Source organism: Trichormus sp. NMC-1 (assembly GCF_001858025.1).
Lineage (GTDB): Bacteria > Cyanobacteriota > Cyanobacteriia > Cyanobacteriales > Nostocaceae > Anabaena.
On record NZ_LZQD01000009.1, the window covers coordinates 123340 to 141927 of the forward strand.

The window sequence follows — 18588 nt, forward strand, 5'->3', positions numbered from 1 at the left end:
TCCCTATTCCCTATTCCCTATTCCCTATTCCCTATTCCCTATGGATTTAATTCTTTGTCACACAACTGCTGATTTTGACGCTTTGGGGGCGGCTGTTGGCTTAACTTGTCTGCTACCAGGGAGTAAAATTGTGCTAACTGGGGGAGCGCATCCGCCTGTGCGTGACTTTTTAGCGCTGCATCGAGATGAGTATGCGCTAATTGAAAGACGTTCGGTAAATCCAGAAAAGATTCGCTCTTTAACGGTTGTGGATACTCAACAGCGCGATCGCTTGGGTAAAGCTGCTGAATGGTTCGATTTACCCAATATCCAAGAAGTTGTAGTTTATGACCATCACCTCGGACAAGATACTGATATTCCTGCCACACAATTGTATCTTGACCGAGTGGGCGCTACGACGACCTTAATGGCGGAAGAATTACAAAAACGTCATATTTCTTTAAATTCTGCCCAAGCAACTGTCATGGCTTTGGGTATTCATGTCGATACAGGTTCATTAACTTATGACCAATCTACACCCAGAGATGCTTTAGCGTTGGCGTGGTTGATGCAACAGGGAGCGAGTTTATCAGTAATTTCCACTTACCGTGATCCCGGTTTATCGCCACAATTGCAACAATTATTAAGTCAGGCTTTGGAAACTTTAGAGTATATCTGTCTCAGGGGATATACGATAGGTTGGGTGACATTAAGAACAGATGGTTTTGTGCCGGGGTTATCTGGTTTAGCTACAGAACTGGTCGAATTAACAGAAATTGATGCCATCCTGTTGGCAAATGAATATGCTTTAGGTGATGATGATTGGCGATTAACTGTGATTGGGCGATCGCACATTTCCGGTACAAATCTGAATCTTCTCTTTCAAGTATTTGACGGTGGTGGACATTCTCAAGCCGCTTCCTTGAATCTTCGCACACAAGACTCACAGCCTATCTTGCAGCAACTCCTGAATGGGTTAAAAGCCCAAATTCCCCACCCTCCCACAGCTAGGGATTTAATGTCTTCCCCAGTCCGCACCATTCGACCAGAAACCACAATAGCCGAAGCACAACGCATTTTACTACGTTACGGCCATTCTGGTTTATCTGTCGTCAATCCCCAAGGGCAATTAGTTGGTATAATTTCACGACGTGATTTAGATATAGCCTTACATCACGGATTTAGTCATGCACCAGTTAAAGGATACATGACAACCAATTTAAAGACCATTACCCCAGATACCACTTTGCCACAAATTGAGTCCTTAATGGTGACTTATGATATTGGACGTTTACCAGTATTAGAAAATAATAATCTAGTTGGTATTGTCACCCGCACCGATGTGTTAAGGGAATTACATCAAGCAGATATATTTGATGGAGAAATACAAAAAGATGGTGAAATTAATATTAATTTGCCACAATTGCAAAATAAATTAAATCCCCAACTTTGGCAACTACTCACCACCGCATCTCAAGAAGCAGAAAAACGCGGTTGGCATCTTTATTTAGTAGGTGGTGCAGTGCGGGATTTGCTATTAGCAGAAACTGAACCCGGCACTTTAATGATTAATGATATTGATTTAGTAGTTGATGGTTTTCATAAAACAGCATCTGTAGGTGCAGGTGTAGAATTAGCAAAAGCACTCCAGGAAATTTATAAAAATGCCCGTTTAGAAATTCATGGTGCATTTCAAACTGCCGCCTTATTATGGCACAAAGACCCAGAATTAGATTCATTATGGGTAGATATTGCCACTTCTAGAACTGAATTTTATCCTTATCCCGCAGCCAATCCTGAAGTTGAAGCGAGTTCAATTCGTCAAGATTTATATCGACGGGATTTTACTATTAATGCTATGGCCTTAAGGTTAACTTCTCCTCGTGCTGGGGAATTACTGGATTTTTTTGGTGGTTTCTTAGATTTACAAGCCAAGCAAATTCGGATTTTACACGCTAATAGCTTTATTGAAGATCCAACTCGAATTTATCGCGGTGTCCGTTTTGCTGTGCGGTTTGGATTTGAAATAGAAAAGCAAACAGAAACATATATTCGTTATGCCATAAATAGCGGAGTATATGACCGCACTTCCCAAGAAAACAGCAAAACACCTGCTTTACAAACTCGCCTCAAAACAGAATTAAAATATATCTTATTAGCTCATTATTGGCAATCAGCTTTAAAATTGCTGGATAATTTAGGTGCTTTGCAGTGTATCCATCCTACCCTAAAATTAGATTCAGAACTCTGCCGACAATTAAATTTATTAGAACGTTGTTTAGGAAGATTTGACAGAAAACAAACCTTGAGCAATTGGCAAATTCGTCTAGAAGCTTTAATCAGTTATTTAAAACCAGAATATCGAGCAAAGGTAGCCAAAAATCTGCAATTAGCTGATGATAGTATTGCCAGATTAAAGAATTTATCCCACATTCAAGCAGAGATAATCACATTATTACCTACTTGCGATTATCCTAGTCAAACTGTAGATTTACTCAAAAAGCATGATTTACCAACTTTAATTTTAATTGCTTTACAAAGTTCCCGAAAAATCAGAAGAAAGATTTGGCAATATTTAACAACATGGGCAAATGTACAACCGCTATTAACTGGAAATGATTTAAAAGAATTAGGTTACAAACCTAGTCCAGAATATAAGCAAATGCTTGATGATTTATTGACTGCTACCTTGGATGGTATTATTAAGGATAAAGGAGAAGCAAGAGAATTTTTAGCCGAGCATTATCCTCGGTAATTTAGATTGGATGTATGTGGGTTATACGCAAAATAAACATGATCATTTTCCCTGAATTACAAAATAAGGGAACAGGGAATAGGGAACAGATAAGAAACTTTAGTTCTGAGTTTAAAGCTCAGTCAAAAAAAAGGATGTTTTTACCAGATGACGAGCAACGAAAAAAAACAGTGTCATTATTTCAATCTACTCAACAGCGCGATCGCTTGGGTAAAGCTGCTGAATGGTTCGATTTACCCAATATCCAAGAAGTTGTAGTTTATGACCATCACCTCGGACAAGATACTGATATTCCTGCCACACAATTGTATCTTGACCGAGTGGGCGCTACGACGACCTTAATGGCGGAAGAATTACAAAAACGTCATATTTCTTTAAATTCTGCCCAAGCAACTGTCATGGCTTTGGGTATTCATGTCGATACAGGTTCATTAACTTATGACCAATCTACACCCAGAGATGCTTTAGCGTTGGCGTGGTTGACGTTTTCCCTGTTCCCTCTGAATTGTCAAAAATTATCACCGTGCTGTTCCCTAATGATAAGTCTTTAACCGAACACGAGATAAATTTTATGAGCTTTGATATAGCGATTTAAAATTTTATACAATATACTCTTATATATAAGAGCGCGTTTTGTTGAGAAACCATACAAAGCTAAGAGTACGGTTATTACTATATACTTTTTTGCCATCAGTTTCTTTTACCCGTGTTCCCCTTGTTCTAAACTGGTTGAAAACTTTTACTACCCACTAGAGCGCTAGTGCGGTTATAATTTATTCCTATCGGATACCTGTGCCGGAGAACTACCGATGAAAACTCTATCTAGTCTTGACGAAGTAGCAAAATATTTAGAACAGCATGAAAACTCAACGCGAATTAAAAAATTAGTCTTCTGTACTTGTAAAAATAGGTGGGAAAATGATCAATATCAGCTAAATAGCTGTAAACTACAAGAATTGATTCAAGAATTATGTACATTGAACCCAACTTTATATAAGTTGAAAGTATCTTTATCTAAAGTTGTAAAAAGCCTTAACAAACAAGCTGAATATGCCCTAGTTGCCAGTGTCATTTTTAATGAAGTGCAGAAGCTATATGTGAGAAATGAGGAATCATCAGGAATACTCGTAAATCAACCTAATCAAGAGGAATACATCTTTTATAACTCTGAAGAAATATCATCAAATGTAATATCTCAATCTCCAAACAGTAAAAAAGAATCTCAATATGATCAGTTTAATTTAAGGCAAAATATTATGAAGTATACTAACCCGCTTAGGGCTAAGATAGTTCTGTTTTCTGCACTGTACCACAAATTTAGTTTCAAGGAAGAAGACTGGTTCAAACTTAGATCTGAAGAACTTGATAGTTTATTGCAGAAATTGTTTGATTCTTGTTCAACTATCAAAGAGCTTGAATCTAAACTAAACAATACCGTTAGATATCTAGGCCACCCGGATGACAATACTCAAGCTGCCAGTGCAATTATCCAATCTATGCGCGGTTTATATAAAGATATTTCATCCAGCACCAACCAATATCAACCAATCAACAGCTATTCATCTCAAGCAACTAGACCTCTAAGTAATCCTCATCATGAAATCACATTAACTAACGTTGATTATATCTATGAGAATAATATCGCTGACGATAATACCTGTCAATTTATAGTACCCCCTAATAAAGATATGTTCAAAAAAAACAATGATGGCAATTTTTGAGCATTATTAGTACTAGGAAAATTTGGAAATATTTTGGTAATTGACAGGGTAAAAATATGGATGCTAATGAACTTCTGAAGCGATATGCAGATGGAGAAAAAAAATTTATTGAGGCAAATTTAAATGGAGTAAATCTGTTTGGTGCAGATTTGATTGGTATAGCCTTAAATAAGGCGGATTTGCGGAATGCTATTCTAATTTTTACCTATCTAAATCGGGCAATCCTGAATAAAGCAAATTTAATTTCTACCCAGCTAAGTGGTGCAAACCTCAATCAGGCTAGTTTAATAAGTGCCAACTTGCATGATGCTGATTTGCATGGTGCAAGTTTGCAGGGTGCTGATTTGCGTAATGCCAATTTAACTTTGGCGGATATGCTGGATGCTAACTTAATGGATGCCGACTTGCGTGGTGCTGATTTAAGTGGTGCTAACTTAACAGGCGCGTGTTTGCGTGGTGCTAACCTGCGAGAAGAAAAGAGAATCTATTCTGCTATTCTCCGAGGTGCTAACCTGCATAAAGCTGATCTACGAGGCGCTAATTTAACTGGTGCAGACTTAGCTAAAGTAGATTTGAGTGGTGCTAACTTAAGTGAAGCAATGCTGCGTTATGCCGATTTGAGTGGTGCTAACCTGAGTGGAGCGATTTTGAATAATGCATCTCTGAGCGACACCAATCTGGCTGGTGCTAATTTGAAAGGTGCTAACATGATAAATTCTAGGCTAGAGCGCTCAAATCTAATTGATGCTGAACTTACAGGTGTTAACTTGTATGGTGCAACTATGCCAGATACTAAACTGACTGGAGCCAAATTAAGTCAAGCAAACCTGAGTTTTGCCAGACTAAGTAGAGCAGATTTAAGTCGGGCTAACCTGCGTCAGGCTAATCTAACTGAAGTAGACTTGGTTGATGCCTATCTTGCCAGAACAGACTTGACTGGTGCTAATTTAAGTAAGGCAAATCTAATCAGAGCAGAAATGAGTACTACAAATCTGACAGGTGTAGATTTGCGTGAAACGGTAATGCCTGATGGCACAATTAACTATTAACAACATCAGACAGTTTTTCGGTAATTTATTGTTTTGTGTTCCCCAACATACCGTTAACTTAGGACAATGGTGGGTTACGCTGCTGCTAACCCACCCTACGAAACATTAGTTCAGCACTAATAAATGCGGCTGACTTACTGACTATTTGGTGAAAATATCTTACTCACCAGTAATCGAAAGTTCATTCACCCAAACCCTAGGAGAAACTCCACCTGGTGTTAACTCCACCTCTTTCTCTACATAAACAATAGACTTCAAAAGTTCCAAGAAATCACCAGCTACGGTTGCAGACTCAATACTAGTTTTTTCACCTTTGTTAATAAGCCAACCATCAAAAGGTAAAGAAAACGAACCTTGTAAAGATTTAACACCTGCATGGAGAGCTTGCAAATCATCAATTAAAATCACATTTTCCGCAGTTTCCAAACTCAATTCTGACTCAGGGTTTCCTGCTGCAAAAACGTGATAAAAATTGGGACTTACGCTTACTTTTGCGCCAATACTAGCATTACCTGTAGGTGTAGTATTAAACCTTTTAGCAGTTCCTGCACTGTGGAGAAAGCTGGTTAAAACACCATTTTCTATCAACTTGATTTGACGGGTAGGAGTACCTTCACCATCAAAAGTTTCTGCACCAATATTAGCTGGATGTAAAGCATCATCATAAACTGAAAGTAACGGTGAAGCAAGTTGTTTACCGATATCTTCAGCTTTAGATAAACTTTGATTGTCCAGAATACTTTGAGCGTTGAATAAATTAGAAAAAGCACCCAATAAACTCAAGAAAGCTTCCGGTGAAAAAACAACTCGATATTTACCAGTTTTGATTTTTTCATAATTCAAATGACTGATAGTTTTCTGTGCCGTTTCCTTAATACAACCAGCAATATCTAACTCAGCCAAACTTTCCTTAACTCGATAAGCACCTGCACTGCGTGGTTTCTTATTTTCTTCCTCAGTTTTGGTGTAAAGATAAACCGTAGCTAAAGAATGAGATTCTGTTCTTACAGCACCATCACTATTGACATAAAACCTGTCAATATCCCTTTGTGCCAAACCATTATAAGGCACACTTGTAATGGCAGGATGAGTAGATATCAGTTCTTTTTCTGCTACTAATAATTTTTCTATCAGTTCAGAAACTGGGGCTTGGGGTGCTTTCTCATGACGTGTATTAGGAATAGGAACAGTCGCTTCTGGACTAAAATCAGGGATATTTTCCTTAACACCAAAAAAACTAGCTTCATAAGCAGTTTTCAAAGCTAATTCTAATCCCAGAGGATCTACATCTGTAGTGCTAGTCACACCCATTGTATTTTCTTCATTCCAGACTCTAACAGTCACCCCAGAACGATTAGAAGCCTTAACTTGTTTCGGTTCACCTTGGTCAACCTGAACGCTCGTATCATCTACAGTTGAGCCGTAAATATCAAACTTTTTAATGCCAAGTTTAGCGGCATTTTCTTGAGCGTAAGTTGCAATTTCTTGTATTTTTGTCATATTTCAATTCACAATGAAAATCTATGAACATGGTAGGTTGGGAAGCCACCGTTGTGGACGGGTTTCCCGGCTTGAGACGAGTGGCGTTTGACGCAAGGAAACCCAACACAAATAATTCAACAAAACGAACTCTTTTGTTGGGTTGCGCTGTCGCTTAACCCAACCTACGTAAATTTTTGATCATTCACAATCCAAAATCTAAAATTATCTATCTTCCGCCAACAGTAATAGAATCAACCTTAATATGAGGTTGTCCAACTGTGGTGTAAATGCTGCCACTCACAGAACCACAGAAACCAGGTGCAAGTTCTAAATCTTGGGAACACATGGAAATTTTGTTCATAATTTCCTTAGCTTCACCAATCAGAGTAGCGCCTTTTAATGGTTTGGTAAGTTTGCCATTTTCTATTAAATAAGCTTCATCAACACTAAAGTTAAATTGACCTGTAGCGCCTACACTACCGCCACCCATTTTTTTACAGTAAATACCTTTATCAACAGAGGCAAATAAATCTTCGTTGGTGTATTCGCCAGTATCAATATAAGTATTTCGCATCCGACTAGCGGCAGCAAAAGTGTAATTTTGACGGCGGCCACTGCCTGTTCTTGGATGTCCGGTACGAATGGAACCGGTTCTGTCAGCTAGGAAGTTTTTGAGAACACCTTTTTCAATTAATAATGTTCTTTGTGCTGGCATTCCTTCGTCATCCATATCAATTGTCCCGAAGGCATTATCAGCGCGTCCTTCATCCCAAGCTGTTAAACTTTCATGGGCAATTTTTTCACCTTTTTTATCAGCAAATGGTGTGGTGTTGCGTTCAATTTGGGTTGTTTCTAACAGGTGTCCGCAGGCTTCGTGGAAAATTACGCCGCCAAAGTGATTGGCCATAATGATGGGGTAAGTTCCTGATTCTACGTAATCTGCATAAAGCATTTTACCTGCTGATTCGGCGATTTGTTCAGATGCTTGTTGATAATCCCAGGTTCTCAGGAAGTTAGCATCACTGGTGTTACCTGCACGTTCAGCAATTGAGGCACGGTTAGCACCGTCAGCACAGAGAATATTAAATCCTACAGACTGGGTGAGGCGGATATCACGGGCAAAGGTACCATCACTAGCAGCAACTAAAACTTCTTGCCAGTCGCGGAAATAGGAAGCACGGCGTGATTGAACGTGGGTAGCTTTTTTGTGGAGTTGGGCAGTACCATCAAGGAGAACTTCTCCCATTTCACGGATAGAACTACATAGAGGTAGCCAGCCATCTTTGCCGCGTTTGGTGGCGTAGTCTCTCAGTAATTCGAGGTTAATTTCGGGAATGAAAGCACTAGGTGCAGGTAGTTGTAATCCTAAGATAGAAAGACCTTTTTCTAAAGCTGCTTTTAACCCGGAAAATGTCAGGTTATTGGTGCTGACGTAGCAGTCAGCTTTGCCACGAAATACTCTAACTCCTGCACCTGTCGCTAAACTGGGTGAAATACTGGTGATGGTGTCGTCTTCTGCTAAACAACTGATGTAGTTACGACGTTCTAAATAGAATTCGATAAAGTTAGCACCAGCGGCGCGTCCTAGTCCCAAAAGGGTTGCCAGTGGGGCTTCCCAGGTTTCATCAAACCGTTCTGAGGTGGATGAATATTGGAGGGAGGGGAGTTGGTTTGAGAGAAGTAGGGTATTTGTAAGCATGAATTGCCTCGTCTGCTGGCGTTGTGACTGAAAAATCCTGGTGTGTTATCAGTCTAACAAATCCATGCAAGCGGCTGTTGGCAGTTAGGCTGTAGTGGTTTCCCCACATCTTATCTTTCAACACCAGAAATGAAGTGAGGAAATAATGTAACTTTTCACACTAAAAGAGCTTTGTCATCTTTTGTTTGCACCTTGGCTTTGTCTGGGAGGGGCGATTTCCTGTTTGCTCATTTTGGGTTATTTATCAATGATTTTACCGATTTACCACTTCGCCAGCGCTATGGGTTTTAATCATCCGATTTGATAGGATAATCGCGTTTTCTTCCCAGTAATTTTCTTGTGCTTGCTCTAAGCAAACCTGCAATTTTTCTGCTAAAACCTGCACATTGGGTTCATCTAACATACCTAAATGTGTACCTGGTACATCATAGATATCTAAACCTTTCTGAGCCAGATTTTTCCAGCCTCTATCTGTTTCATAGCGACACCATCTCAACATTTCCTTAGTAGTAAATAGAGTTACTCGACCAGGATAAGCCTCCGGAACATAATCTGCCATTGTTGCCCGTTTTAGAGTTTCTATGAACTCCATATTGTCAGGGTTGCTATCTTCAGAAAAAGTGTAATTATTCCACAGGTCATACTTGCTATGAGGATTCCCAGTTAAGAGTACCCGCAACCAGTCCATCTTAGCTAGAAAATAGTACCATTTAGCTCGTAGCGATAGTTGTAACAAGGTACGCCCGTAAGCATACATGGTATGGCTGAGGGAGGGATTTTCGATATACAGCCTGGGGTTATAGGTATCGAACATTGCTAATAGAGCCACCTGCTCACCTTGGGCTACCAACTGCTGACCCATCTCAAAAGCAACTATACCACCACTAGAGAAACCAGCTAATAGATAGGGTCCATGAGGTTGGACAGTGCGAATTTCTTGAATGTAATGAGCAGCCATGTCTTCAACTCTGGTGTGAGGAGGCTGTTTACCATCTAGTCCTTGTGCTTGTAGTCCATAAATCGGTTGTTCTGAATCTAAGTAACGAACTAGGGTTTGGTAGCCAATGATATTTCCACCAAGAGCATGAACCAGGAATAAAGGAGGTTTACTACTCCTAACCGACTGAATAGGTACTAGAGAAGACCAAGAAACGGGATCGTTTTCTTGACTGAGAATGTTCGCTAACTCTTCTATTGTTGGTGAATGAAATAAGGTAGCGAGCGGCAGTTTTTTACCAAGTTTCTGTTCGATTTGGGTGAACAATTTCACAGCCAATACGGAATGTCCCCCCAACTCAAAGAAATTATCTTTAACTCCAATTGAGTTAATACCTAATACTTGTTTCCAAATCTCAGTTAATTGGAATTCTATCGCGTTGCTAGGAGCAATAAAGGCTTTTTCTAAATTGGGTCGTGTTTGGTCAGGTATGGGTAAAGCCGAACGGTTTACCTTACCATTAGCTGTTAGTGGAATGTAGTTAATAGGTATCAAGGTAGAAGGAATCATGTACTCTGGTAATTTCTTTTGTAGAAACTGCCGTAATTCGTTGATATTTTTGGGTGCATATTGTTGATTTAGCACCATATAAGCCACCAGTCGCTTATATCCTGGTTCATCTTCCCTGGCGATAACTACTGTTTCTTCTACTCCAGGGTGTTGTGCGAGTATACTTTCAATTTCTCCCAATTCAATGCGGAAACCACGAATTTTTACTTGATGGTCAATTCTTCCCAAGAATTCAATATTACCATCTGGGAAATAGCGGGCTAAATCTCCAGTTTTATAAAGTCGTGATTCGGGATTTTTACTAAAGGGATTAGGAAGAAATTTTTGTGCTGTCAGTTCTGGTTGATTTAAATAACCAGAAGCTAAACAAACTCCACCAATATACAAATCCCCCGCTACACCAATGGGACAAGGATTAAGGTAAGAATCCAGAATATAATATTGTGCATTTTGGATAGGTTTACCATAGGGAATACTCTTCCAATGTGCTTCTACTTTACCAATTGGATAATAATTAGACCAAACTGTGGCTTCGGTTGCTCCTCCTAAACTAATTACTTCCACTTCTGGAAATGTAGTTTTTAGTAAGTCTGGTAATGTGACTGGTATCCAATCACCACTCATAAATACCAACCGCAACAAGGGATGAAAATTACTAGATTTAACTGTGGTGAATAAGGAAGCTAACTGTTGTAATGCTGGGGGTGCTGAATCCCAAAAAGTAATCGGCTCATGGCAAAGAATGTTTAATAAAGCTTCTGGATCTCTAACATCTTGATTAGACACAACCCGAATAGAACCACCTGCGGCTAGAAGTCCAAAAATGTCATAAACTGATAGATCAAAACACAAAGATGTGATAAACAAAATTCTGTCAGAGGAATTAACATTAAATGTTTTGTTAACCCAGGAAATCAGATTGATAACAGGTTGATGACGGACAACTACACCTTTTGGTGTTCCTGTAGAGCCAGATGTAAAAATTATGTAGGCAATATCATCAGAATTAACAGATGTGGTTAAAGTTTCTGTGGGTAATTGATCTAGATAGGAACGATTCCATATTTGCTGATTTCCCCATTGTTTCGCTGCACATTTATCTAAACAAATTAAGTGTTGTAGTGCGGGAAGCTGTGTTTCTAATTCCTGAATCTTAGGTAATAACTTAGTTTGGGTAACTAAACAATTAATTTGCAGTGAAGACAGGAGTAATTGAATACGTGCTTGGGGAAAATTGGGTTCTAAGGGTACATAAGCACCTCCAGCTTTTAAAATTCCCAAAACTGCGGGAATCATCTCTAAGGAACGTTCTAGGTAAACTGCAACCAGTACTCCTGGTTTCACTCCTAGTTCTTTGAGTTGATAAGCTAATTGATTTGCTTGAAAATTAAGTTCTTGGTAGGTTAATTGCTCATTTCCAAAGACAACAGCAACAGCTTCTGGTGTTTTTTCTACCTGTGATTCAAATAGTTGATGAATACAGATTTGCTGGTTAAAATCTGCGGCTGTATGATTCCACTCTATTAACATTTGATGTTGTTCATCTGCTGTTAATAGGGGTAATTCTCCTAGAGTTTGGTGGGGATTTGTGGCTATGCTGGATAATAAGGTTTGCAGATGTCCCAGCATTCGCAGAATTTTATCGTCGTTAAAACTGCGTTTGTCATATTTTATTTTTAGTAAAAGTTCTGTTCCTGCATAACCAACTAATGTCAGAGGACAATTTGTTTGTTCTTCTAGCTGCACTTCCCAGTTTTTCCATTTTTGATCATGAGAATATAAAGCCTGATTTAATTCGTAATTTTCAAAGACGACAAGACTATTAAATAATGAACTTTCACCAGGAACATTACTCCAACTCTGAATTTTTACCAGGGGTGTATGTTCATATTCTCTCAAAGTTACCCACTGCGATCGCAATTCTTTTAACCAAGGAAGTACAGGTATTTCTCCTGATATTTTTACTCGTATTGGTAGGGTATTAGTTAATTGTCCTACCATTGATTCTGAACCAGGTACAGATGAATAACGACAAGCTCTAGTTGCACCAAAAACAACGTCATTTTCACCACTATAGCGACTCAATAATATAGCCCAAGCTGCCTGTATTAAGGTATTGAGAGTGAGTTGATGTTGTTGTGCTAAATCTTCTAATATCCGAGTATTTTTTGCTGATAATCTAATTTTTTGCTCTCCAAAACCGCTTTTTTTATGAGGATTTTGGTCTAATAATAAAGGAGTTGGTGCAGTAAAACCTTGAAGTAATTGCTGCCAAAAACTTGCATTTTTTGACCAGTCTTGTTGCTGTAACCATTGAATATGATTTTTATAAGAATGCGGTTGCATGATTTCTACATCCTTTCCTTGGTAAAAAGCTTGATAAAAGGTAAAAACTTCTTTGAGAATGATGAGTAAAGACCGACCATCTAGCAAAGCATGATGAAAAGTCCAAACAAATTGGTACACAGATTCACTTAACTGAAATAATGCTAAACGCATTAATGGTGCTGTATTTAGCTGAAAACCTAGTGTGCGATCGCTCTGAAGATAAGTCCGCAATTTATGCTTTTGTTCGGTGTCAGATAAGCTACTCCAATCTTGTTCTTCCAGAGAAAGAATTACTTGTTTATGTACTAGTTGTAGTGGTTCATTTTCGTTTGACCAATCAAAGCTACTTCTTAAAATTGCGTGTCTTTCTAAAACTTTAATCCATGCTTTTTGAAATATTTTCACATCAATTTTTTCTGGCACTAAACAAATAACCTGCTCAATATCAACTCCAGACTGTTGAGCAATTAGGCTATTAAACAACATTCCTTCCTGTAGAGGTGAAAGTTGGTATGAATCTTCTAGATTTGTTAATTTCATTTTAGGTTAATTGATAAATACTGGCAACCAAAAGTTGATTTGATTAGTATTCGCTCGATAATACCAGATGTTTTTATAATGAGATGAAGAGTTATTTAACTTATTACCAACCTCAATGTCAACTACATCAAACTTATTTGACGAACTACTATTTTAGTTATGGTAGATAAGTTTTGCCATGATTAACACTAACTCATTCATACAGCACTTAAGAAAGTTCTGCCTGTCACTTGTAACTTTAAGTTATTTTTTTGTATTTTTTGTATTGTTTTTGTATATTTTTGATGAATTATTTTTCTTGGTATAAATGTTATGCAATTTCCGGTAAATACTTTGTTTGATTTTTAGCATCTATTTAGTAAATAGGGATACATTTATGAAAAATAAAGTATAAATAAAGATTTGATGAAACATAATAGGCACTATTGGCAATTTTTTGTAACAGGCTGTACCATCTGTTATTGGGCATGGCTACGCTTAGAATGATAGCGTAACGCACCATGATCAAGGGTTTGGTGCGTTACGGATTTCATCATCTTAGTCTGCGTTCCTAATATTCGCTTAGTAAAATTAGGTGGTGAAGCTACCTTAATTAGAGATGTGGAAAACTAAAAAAAATTTTTGCTTTATACCAAATTAATATGAAGCTGCATAGAATAAAATATCAAGAATAATTGTAGCTTGCTTCCCGAAGGGTACATTGATTTAGTCTCTTACATTTTATTATTAGTGCGGTGCGTCAGATAGAAAACATCTGTTTTTTGCTAAATTATCGGGTCTGACGCACCCTACAAGAGATAAAATCCATATTATGTGATAAATTTTGTCAATGCGTAAGTCATAGACCTGATTGGCTAAACAAATCGCTATTTTCTGACCCAGGCTGGGTTGTAGCTTTTTTCCCCAAAGGGGTGGAACAAAACCCAACATTTCTGCTGAGATAATTACAGTCCTTCTCGCAAACCCATTGCTATTTTACTGTGTTTCTCTATTTGTCCCATTACCTGTTTTGCACGCTTGATTACCACCGCCGGTAAACCTGCTAATCTTCCTGCTTCTATCCCATAGGATTTATCAGCACCACCGGGTTGAACTTGATGTAAAAAGATAATTTGGTCAGGTAACTCTTTTACCGTAACTTGATAATTTGCCACATTAGAAATAATAGTAGCCAATTCATTTAACTCATGATAATGGGTAGCAAAAATTGTCCGAGATTTAATATCAACGGCTAAATATTCAGCCACAGCCCAAGCTATTGATAAACCGTCAAATGTTGCTGTCCCACGCCCAATTTCATCTAATAAAACCAAAGATTGAGCAGTTGCATGATTGAGGATATTTGCAGTTTCATTCATTTCTACCATAAACGTAGATTGACCAGTTGCTAAATCATCTACAGCCCCAACACGAGTAAAAATGCGATCGCACACTCCCAATCTAGCAGACCGCGCTGGCACAAAACTTCCTACTTGCGCCATTAATTGAATTAAACCCACCTGTCTTAAATAACAACTCTTCCCACTAGCATTGGGCCCCGTGAGAATCACCAAATCAGGCTTCTCCTCCTCCGTGTCCTCTGTGCCTCTGCGGTTCGTTTCCCCTAACCAAGTAGAATTAGGGACAAAAAACCCAGCAGGTAAAGACTGTTCCACCACCGGGTGACGACCATCAATAACCGCAATCTCCCGTCCTGTCAGCATTTCCGGACGACAGTAACCTTGATGTACAGCCAAATCAGCCAAACCACATAATACATCTGCTGCGGCGACAGCGCGGGAAATATTGCGGATTATTTCGGCATGATTACCCACTTCATCCCGTAATGCGTCAAAAATCTCATATTCCAACTGATTTAAATCATCTCGCGCTGTGAGAATTCGCGCTTCTCGTTCTTTCAAATCAGGAGTAATGTAACGTTCCTCATTTGTCAGAGTTTGTTTGCGAATGTAATTATCGGGAACTTGGTCAGATTTACTGCGGGAAATACTGATATAATAACCAAAACTCTTATTAAATCCTACCTTCAAAGTCGGGATTCCCGTTCTCACTCTTTCATCAACTTCTAAATTTGCAATCCACTGTTGATCACTTTCTACAGTAGCTTTTCTTTCATCCAAAAGCGCATTAATTCCTGCCCGAATTAAACCACCTTCTTTGAGATGTATAGGTGGTGATTCTACGATGTGAGCGTGTAACTTTTCTGCTAGTTCTTCTAAGATGGGCGGGACTTTTTGCAAAGCTTTCAAGAAAGGGGAATGAGCATCTTCAACTAAGCGAGATAATTCAGGTAAACGGGAGAAAGAATCAGCTAAAGCTACTAAATCCCGTGCATTAGCTCTACCAGAAGCTGCTCTGACTGTTAAACGTTCTAAATCGTAAATTTGCCTTAATAAATTCCGCAAATCCTGACGCAAAGGCGTATTTTCTACTAATTCTTGAATTGTATCTTGGCGGGATTTAATTCCTTTAAGATCAAGTAGCGGTTGTAACAACCATCTTCTTAAAGCCCTGCTACCCATTGCGGTGCGAGTTCTATCTAACGCCCATAATAGAGAACCGTGAAATGTGCTATCGCGGACGGTTTGGGTAATTTCCAGGTTACGGCGGGTTTGATGATCGACTATTAAATAATCAGTAAGAGTATAGGTGCGTAATAATTGCAGGGAGACTGGATTGGCTTTTTGAGTATCTTCGATGTATTCCAAAAGACCACCAGCGGCGCGAACTGCGAGGGGAAGATGTTCACAACCTAAACCTTCTAGCGATCGCACTTTGAATTTCTGCAATAATTTACTTCTAGCTTCAGCTTGGGAAAAGGGAACTTGCGATCGCAAGCTATAACAAAATGTAGGTGGTAAACATTGGGGAAGAGAGGGCGAAGTTTCCCCTGGACGCAGTAAACTACCTAAATCGGGGGCGTTAGTGGGAAACAGCACTTCGGAAGGTTGTAAACGCATTAACTCTTGCGTCAGGTGTTCTAAATCACTACCTTGAGATGTGAGAAATTCCCCAGTTGAGATGTCTGCATAAGCTAAACCCCAATGATTGACAGCAATTACCACAGCCGCAAGGTAATTATTACGACTGGCTTTCAGCATTCCCTCTTCTAATAAAGTCCCTGGTGTGAGGATGCGCGTTACTTCTCGCTTTACTAAACCAATAGCATCAGCCGAGTCTTCCACTTGGTCGCAAATTACCACAGCGAAACCTTTTTCCACCAGCAGGGTTGTGTAGCGTTCCCAAGCGTGATGAGGTACACCAGTCATAGCGACGCGACCGACTTCACCACCGTGTTTACTGGTTAAAACTAATTCTAATTCTCTGGAGATGGTGACAGCATCTTGGAAGAAAGTTTCAAAAAAATCACCTACTCTATACAGCAGCAACGCATGAGGATATTTATCCTTGACTTCTACGTAGTGCTGATACATTTTACTCAGTTTGCTACGGTCTTCTACCAGATTTGTATCGGTAAGTGGTGTGTTTGGGGGATTGGGTTCTGGTGTGGAAGTCGTCATGGTAGATGCTGTTAGAAGGCACAGATTAGGCACTCTATGCGATCATAGCTTGATGTGGGGTGCGATCGCTTAAGGTTTATTTATTTTTTGGTGTAGATTTTAGGAAGTCTCACGCAAAGGCGCAAAGGCGCAAAGAGGAAGAGAGAGATTATGATTTTCTGCAACTACTGCGTGCGGCGTTTTCGTGGGGGTGTAGCTGGTTCATAAGCTTTAAGCCCACCATCACCCGTAAAAATTTCCACTTGGAATGTACTACTAGTTTTAGCGTAAAATTCAGCTACAGTCTTAATTGTCGCGTCTCCAATAGAAATCTTTCTAGCTGCTAGAGTAGGCCATTCAGCAGCTAACTGTTTTAATTGTTCGGTGTTCCAAAGTTCACCCACTTGAGTTGTAAAAATTTCCCAAGGTATAACGCCATCTGCTACTTTCATTAAAATAGTAGAGAAAGTTTGAGCAATTTCATATCGGTTAGATTTGGCTTGGGCAATATGATTACCAGTTTCCATAATAGTTGCTAATGGCAGTATAAACTTCGTTCCTTGTTTTTCTTCTTCTTCAAAACGAAATTTAACTAGTTTTTGATCCCATTTTTCATTATCATTACCACAGGTTTCTTTACCAGGAACACCAAGATAAACACAAAGTATTGATGTATCAATAATCAGAATCTTTCTCATAATATGCTTTACTTTTGATTAGAAAGACTCTTTTCAATTGCGCCTTTAGTGGCTAATCTTCCTAAAGTACCTGATGCTAGTAAAAGAGGCAGATTTTCAATATCTTCTAAAAGGGTAAGTTTACTTTCTCCGGTTTCTGAATCTCGATGTGCAACAACTACAAATGGAACTATTTCCGAACCAAACGCATCTAGTAAAGCTGGATTATGGGTAGTGAGTAAAATATCAATATTGCGTTTAGTGCCAATTTCTTTTAATATTTTCACCAGTAATGCTGCACGGGAAGGATGTAAACCATTATCTATTTCTTCTATGACAATTTGACTACCTTCTGGGCGTGTAAGCAATGCTGTGAGAATTGCTAGAAAGCGTAATGTTCCATCTGACATACTTCTAGCATCAATTTCTGTTATTTCTCCTGGTTTCCATTCTTCCTGACAGTAAAGCATAGCATCTGTTTTCAGTCTTCCTACTGGTTCAGCCCATACTTTTTTAATATCACCTTCTGGTAAATCTTTTAAATATTCAGATAGGGTATTCTCAACTTCTGCTTTTTTGTCATCTGGTAATGCTGCTAAAACTCCAGCAATATTTGAACCATCACCTTCTATATTCTCAGAAAGTCGTGAATAATCACGCATTGTATATGAAATGGGATTTAGAATATGGATATTTTGAATTGTTGGTAAAATAAATTTATTAATTAAATCTAGAGATTGTTCTTGAACTATTTTCATTTGATATGAGTTTTTTTCGCTGAGTTGTCCACTTCCAGAACCATTCTCACCATAAATATTTTCTAAATCTATAAAATCCAGTGTCATTCTATCGTCTGAACTACGATTAAGCAAACGACTTTTTAGAAAAAATTTATTATGTGCTGCTAACCCAAATTTAATAGGATAATATTTATTATTTTTCTCATTGTAGATGATGATTTTTTCTATCAAACTATTAATAGTTGGTTTTGTTTTTAATTTAATACTATAACAATAATCTGTTTCCTCATCTTTACCTCCAACTAATACCTTTAAAGTAAACTCATTTTCACCTTTTCTTGCAGCCCATTCTACACCACCACGAATAGAAGGAAGTGTTTTATCTCCTGCTAAAGCTGTTTCAATATTTTCACCGTTTGCTATTCTTTGTAAAAATTCCAAAGCTTCCACCACATTAGACTTACCACTTGCATTAGTTCCAATCAGCACAGTTAAAGGGTCAAGTGGAAGTTCAGCATAACGGAAACTTTTCCAATTTTCGAGAATGAGTTTTTTCAGCATAATCAAACTCCCAAATATGTCCTTTCTCTAGAAAAAATTAACCCCACCCA

At 38.6% G+C, this 18588-nt stretch carries 10 protein-coding genes and 1 pseudogene; 5 read left to right on the plus strand and 6 right to left on the minus strand.

Annotated elements, in window-relative coordinates:
• Positions 1 to 40 precede the first annotated feature (40 nt).
• The 4 genes and pseudogenes from A9Y75_RS22535 (at position 41) to A9Y75_RS22550 (ending at position 5504) form a co-directional block, all read left to right on the plus strand.
• Positions 41 to 2734: a CBS domain-containing protein gene (locus A9Y75_RS22535; protein WP_071191763.1), complete on the plus strand. Its 2694-nt coding sequence runs from the start codon at positions 41 to 43 to the stop codon at positions 2732 to 2734.
• 188 nt (positions 2735 to 2922) lie between these two features.
• Positions 2923 to 3216, plus strand: a pseudogene (locus tag A9Y75_RS27915) (poly(A) polymerase); the annotation flags it as partial.
• 327 nt (positions 3217 to 3543) lie between these two features.
• On the plus strand, positions 3544 to 4455 hold the full coding sequence (locus A9Y75_RS22545) for a hypothetical protein (protein ID WP_071191765.1): 912 nt from the start codon (positions 3544 to 3546) through the stop codon (positions 4453 to 4455).
• Between the two features lie 56 nt (positions 4456 to 4511).
• Positions 4512 to 5504 carry a pentapeptide repeat-containing protein gene (locus A9Y75_RS22550; protein ID WP_071191766.1) on the plus strand — a complete coding sequence of 331 codons (993 nt, stop codon included), beginning with the start codon at positions 4512 to 4514 and terminating at the stop codon, positions 5502 to 5504.
• Between the two features lie 159 nt (positions 5505 to 5663).
• Here A9Y75_RS22550 and A9Y75_RS22555 read toward each other — a convergent pair whose 3' ends face one another.
• The 4 genes from A9Y75_RS22555 to mutS all read right to left on the minus strand — a co-directional run bounded on the left by A9Y75_RS22555 (position 5664) and on the right by mutS (position 16494).
• Positions 5664 to 7004 carry a TldD/PmbA family protein gene (locus A9Y75_RS22555; RefSeq protein WP_071191767.1) on the minus strand — a complete coding sequence of 447 codons (1341 nt, stop codon included), beginning with the start codon at positions 7002 to 7004 and terminating at the stop codon, positions 5664 to 5666.
• 208 nt (positions 7005 to 7212) lie between these two features.
• Positions 7213 to 8685, minus strand: coding sequence for a TldD/PmbA family protein (locus A9Y75_RS22560; protein ID WP_071191768.1), 1473 nt, complete (start codon positions 8683 to 8685; stop codon positions 7213 to 7215).
• A 253-nt stretch (positions 8686 to 8938) separates the two neighbouring features.
• A complete protein-coding gene (locus A9Y75_RS22565) occupies positions 8939 to 13060 on the minus strand; it encodes a non-ribosomal peptide synthetase (RefSeq protein ID WP_071191769.1) in 4122 nt (1373 codons plus the stop codon).
• A gap of 944 nt (positions 13061 to 14004) precedes the next feature.
• Positions 14005 to 16494 carry a DNA mismatch repair protein MutS gene (mutS, locus tag A9Y75_RS22575; protein WP_236721497.1) on the minus strand — a complete coding sequence of 830 codons (2490 nt, stop codon included), beginning with the start codon at positions 16492 to 16494 and terminating at the stop codon, positions 14005 to 14007.
• Positions 16495 to 16504: 10 nt separating this feature from the next.
• Between mutS and A9Y75_RS29875 the strand changes: the two genes are divergently transcribed.
• The gene (locus A9Y75_RS29875) at positions 16505 to 16654 is read left to right on the plus strand and encodes a hypothetical protein (RefSeq protein ID WP_236721498.1); all 150 of its coding nucleotides are present in this window, start codon (positions 16505 to 16507) and stop codon (positions 16652 to 16654) included.
• Between the two features lie 91 nt (positions 16655 to 16745).
• Here A9Y75_RS29875 and A9Y75_RS22580 read toward each other — a convergent pair whose 3' ends face one another.
• Both A9Y75_RS22580 and A9Y75_RS22585 read right to left on the minus strand, forming a co-directional pair.
• Complete coding sequence (locus tag A9Y75_RS22580) at positions 16746 to 17258, minus strand: hypothetical protein (RefSeq protein WP_071191772.1); 513 nt, start codon at positions 17256 to 17258, stop codon at positions 16746 to 16748.
• A gap of 8 nt (positions 17259 to 17266) precedes the next feature.
• Positions 17267 to 18538, minus strand: a complete 1272-nt coding sequence (locus A9Y75_RS22585) for an ATP-binding protein (RefSeq protein WP_071191773.1) — start codon at positions 18536 to 18538, stop codon at positions 17267 to 17269.
• Positions 18539 to 18588 lie beyond the last annotated feature (50 nt).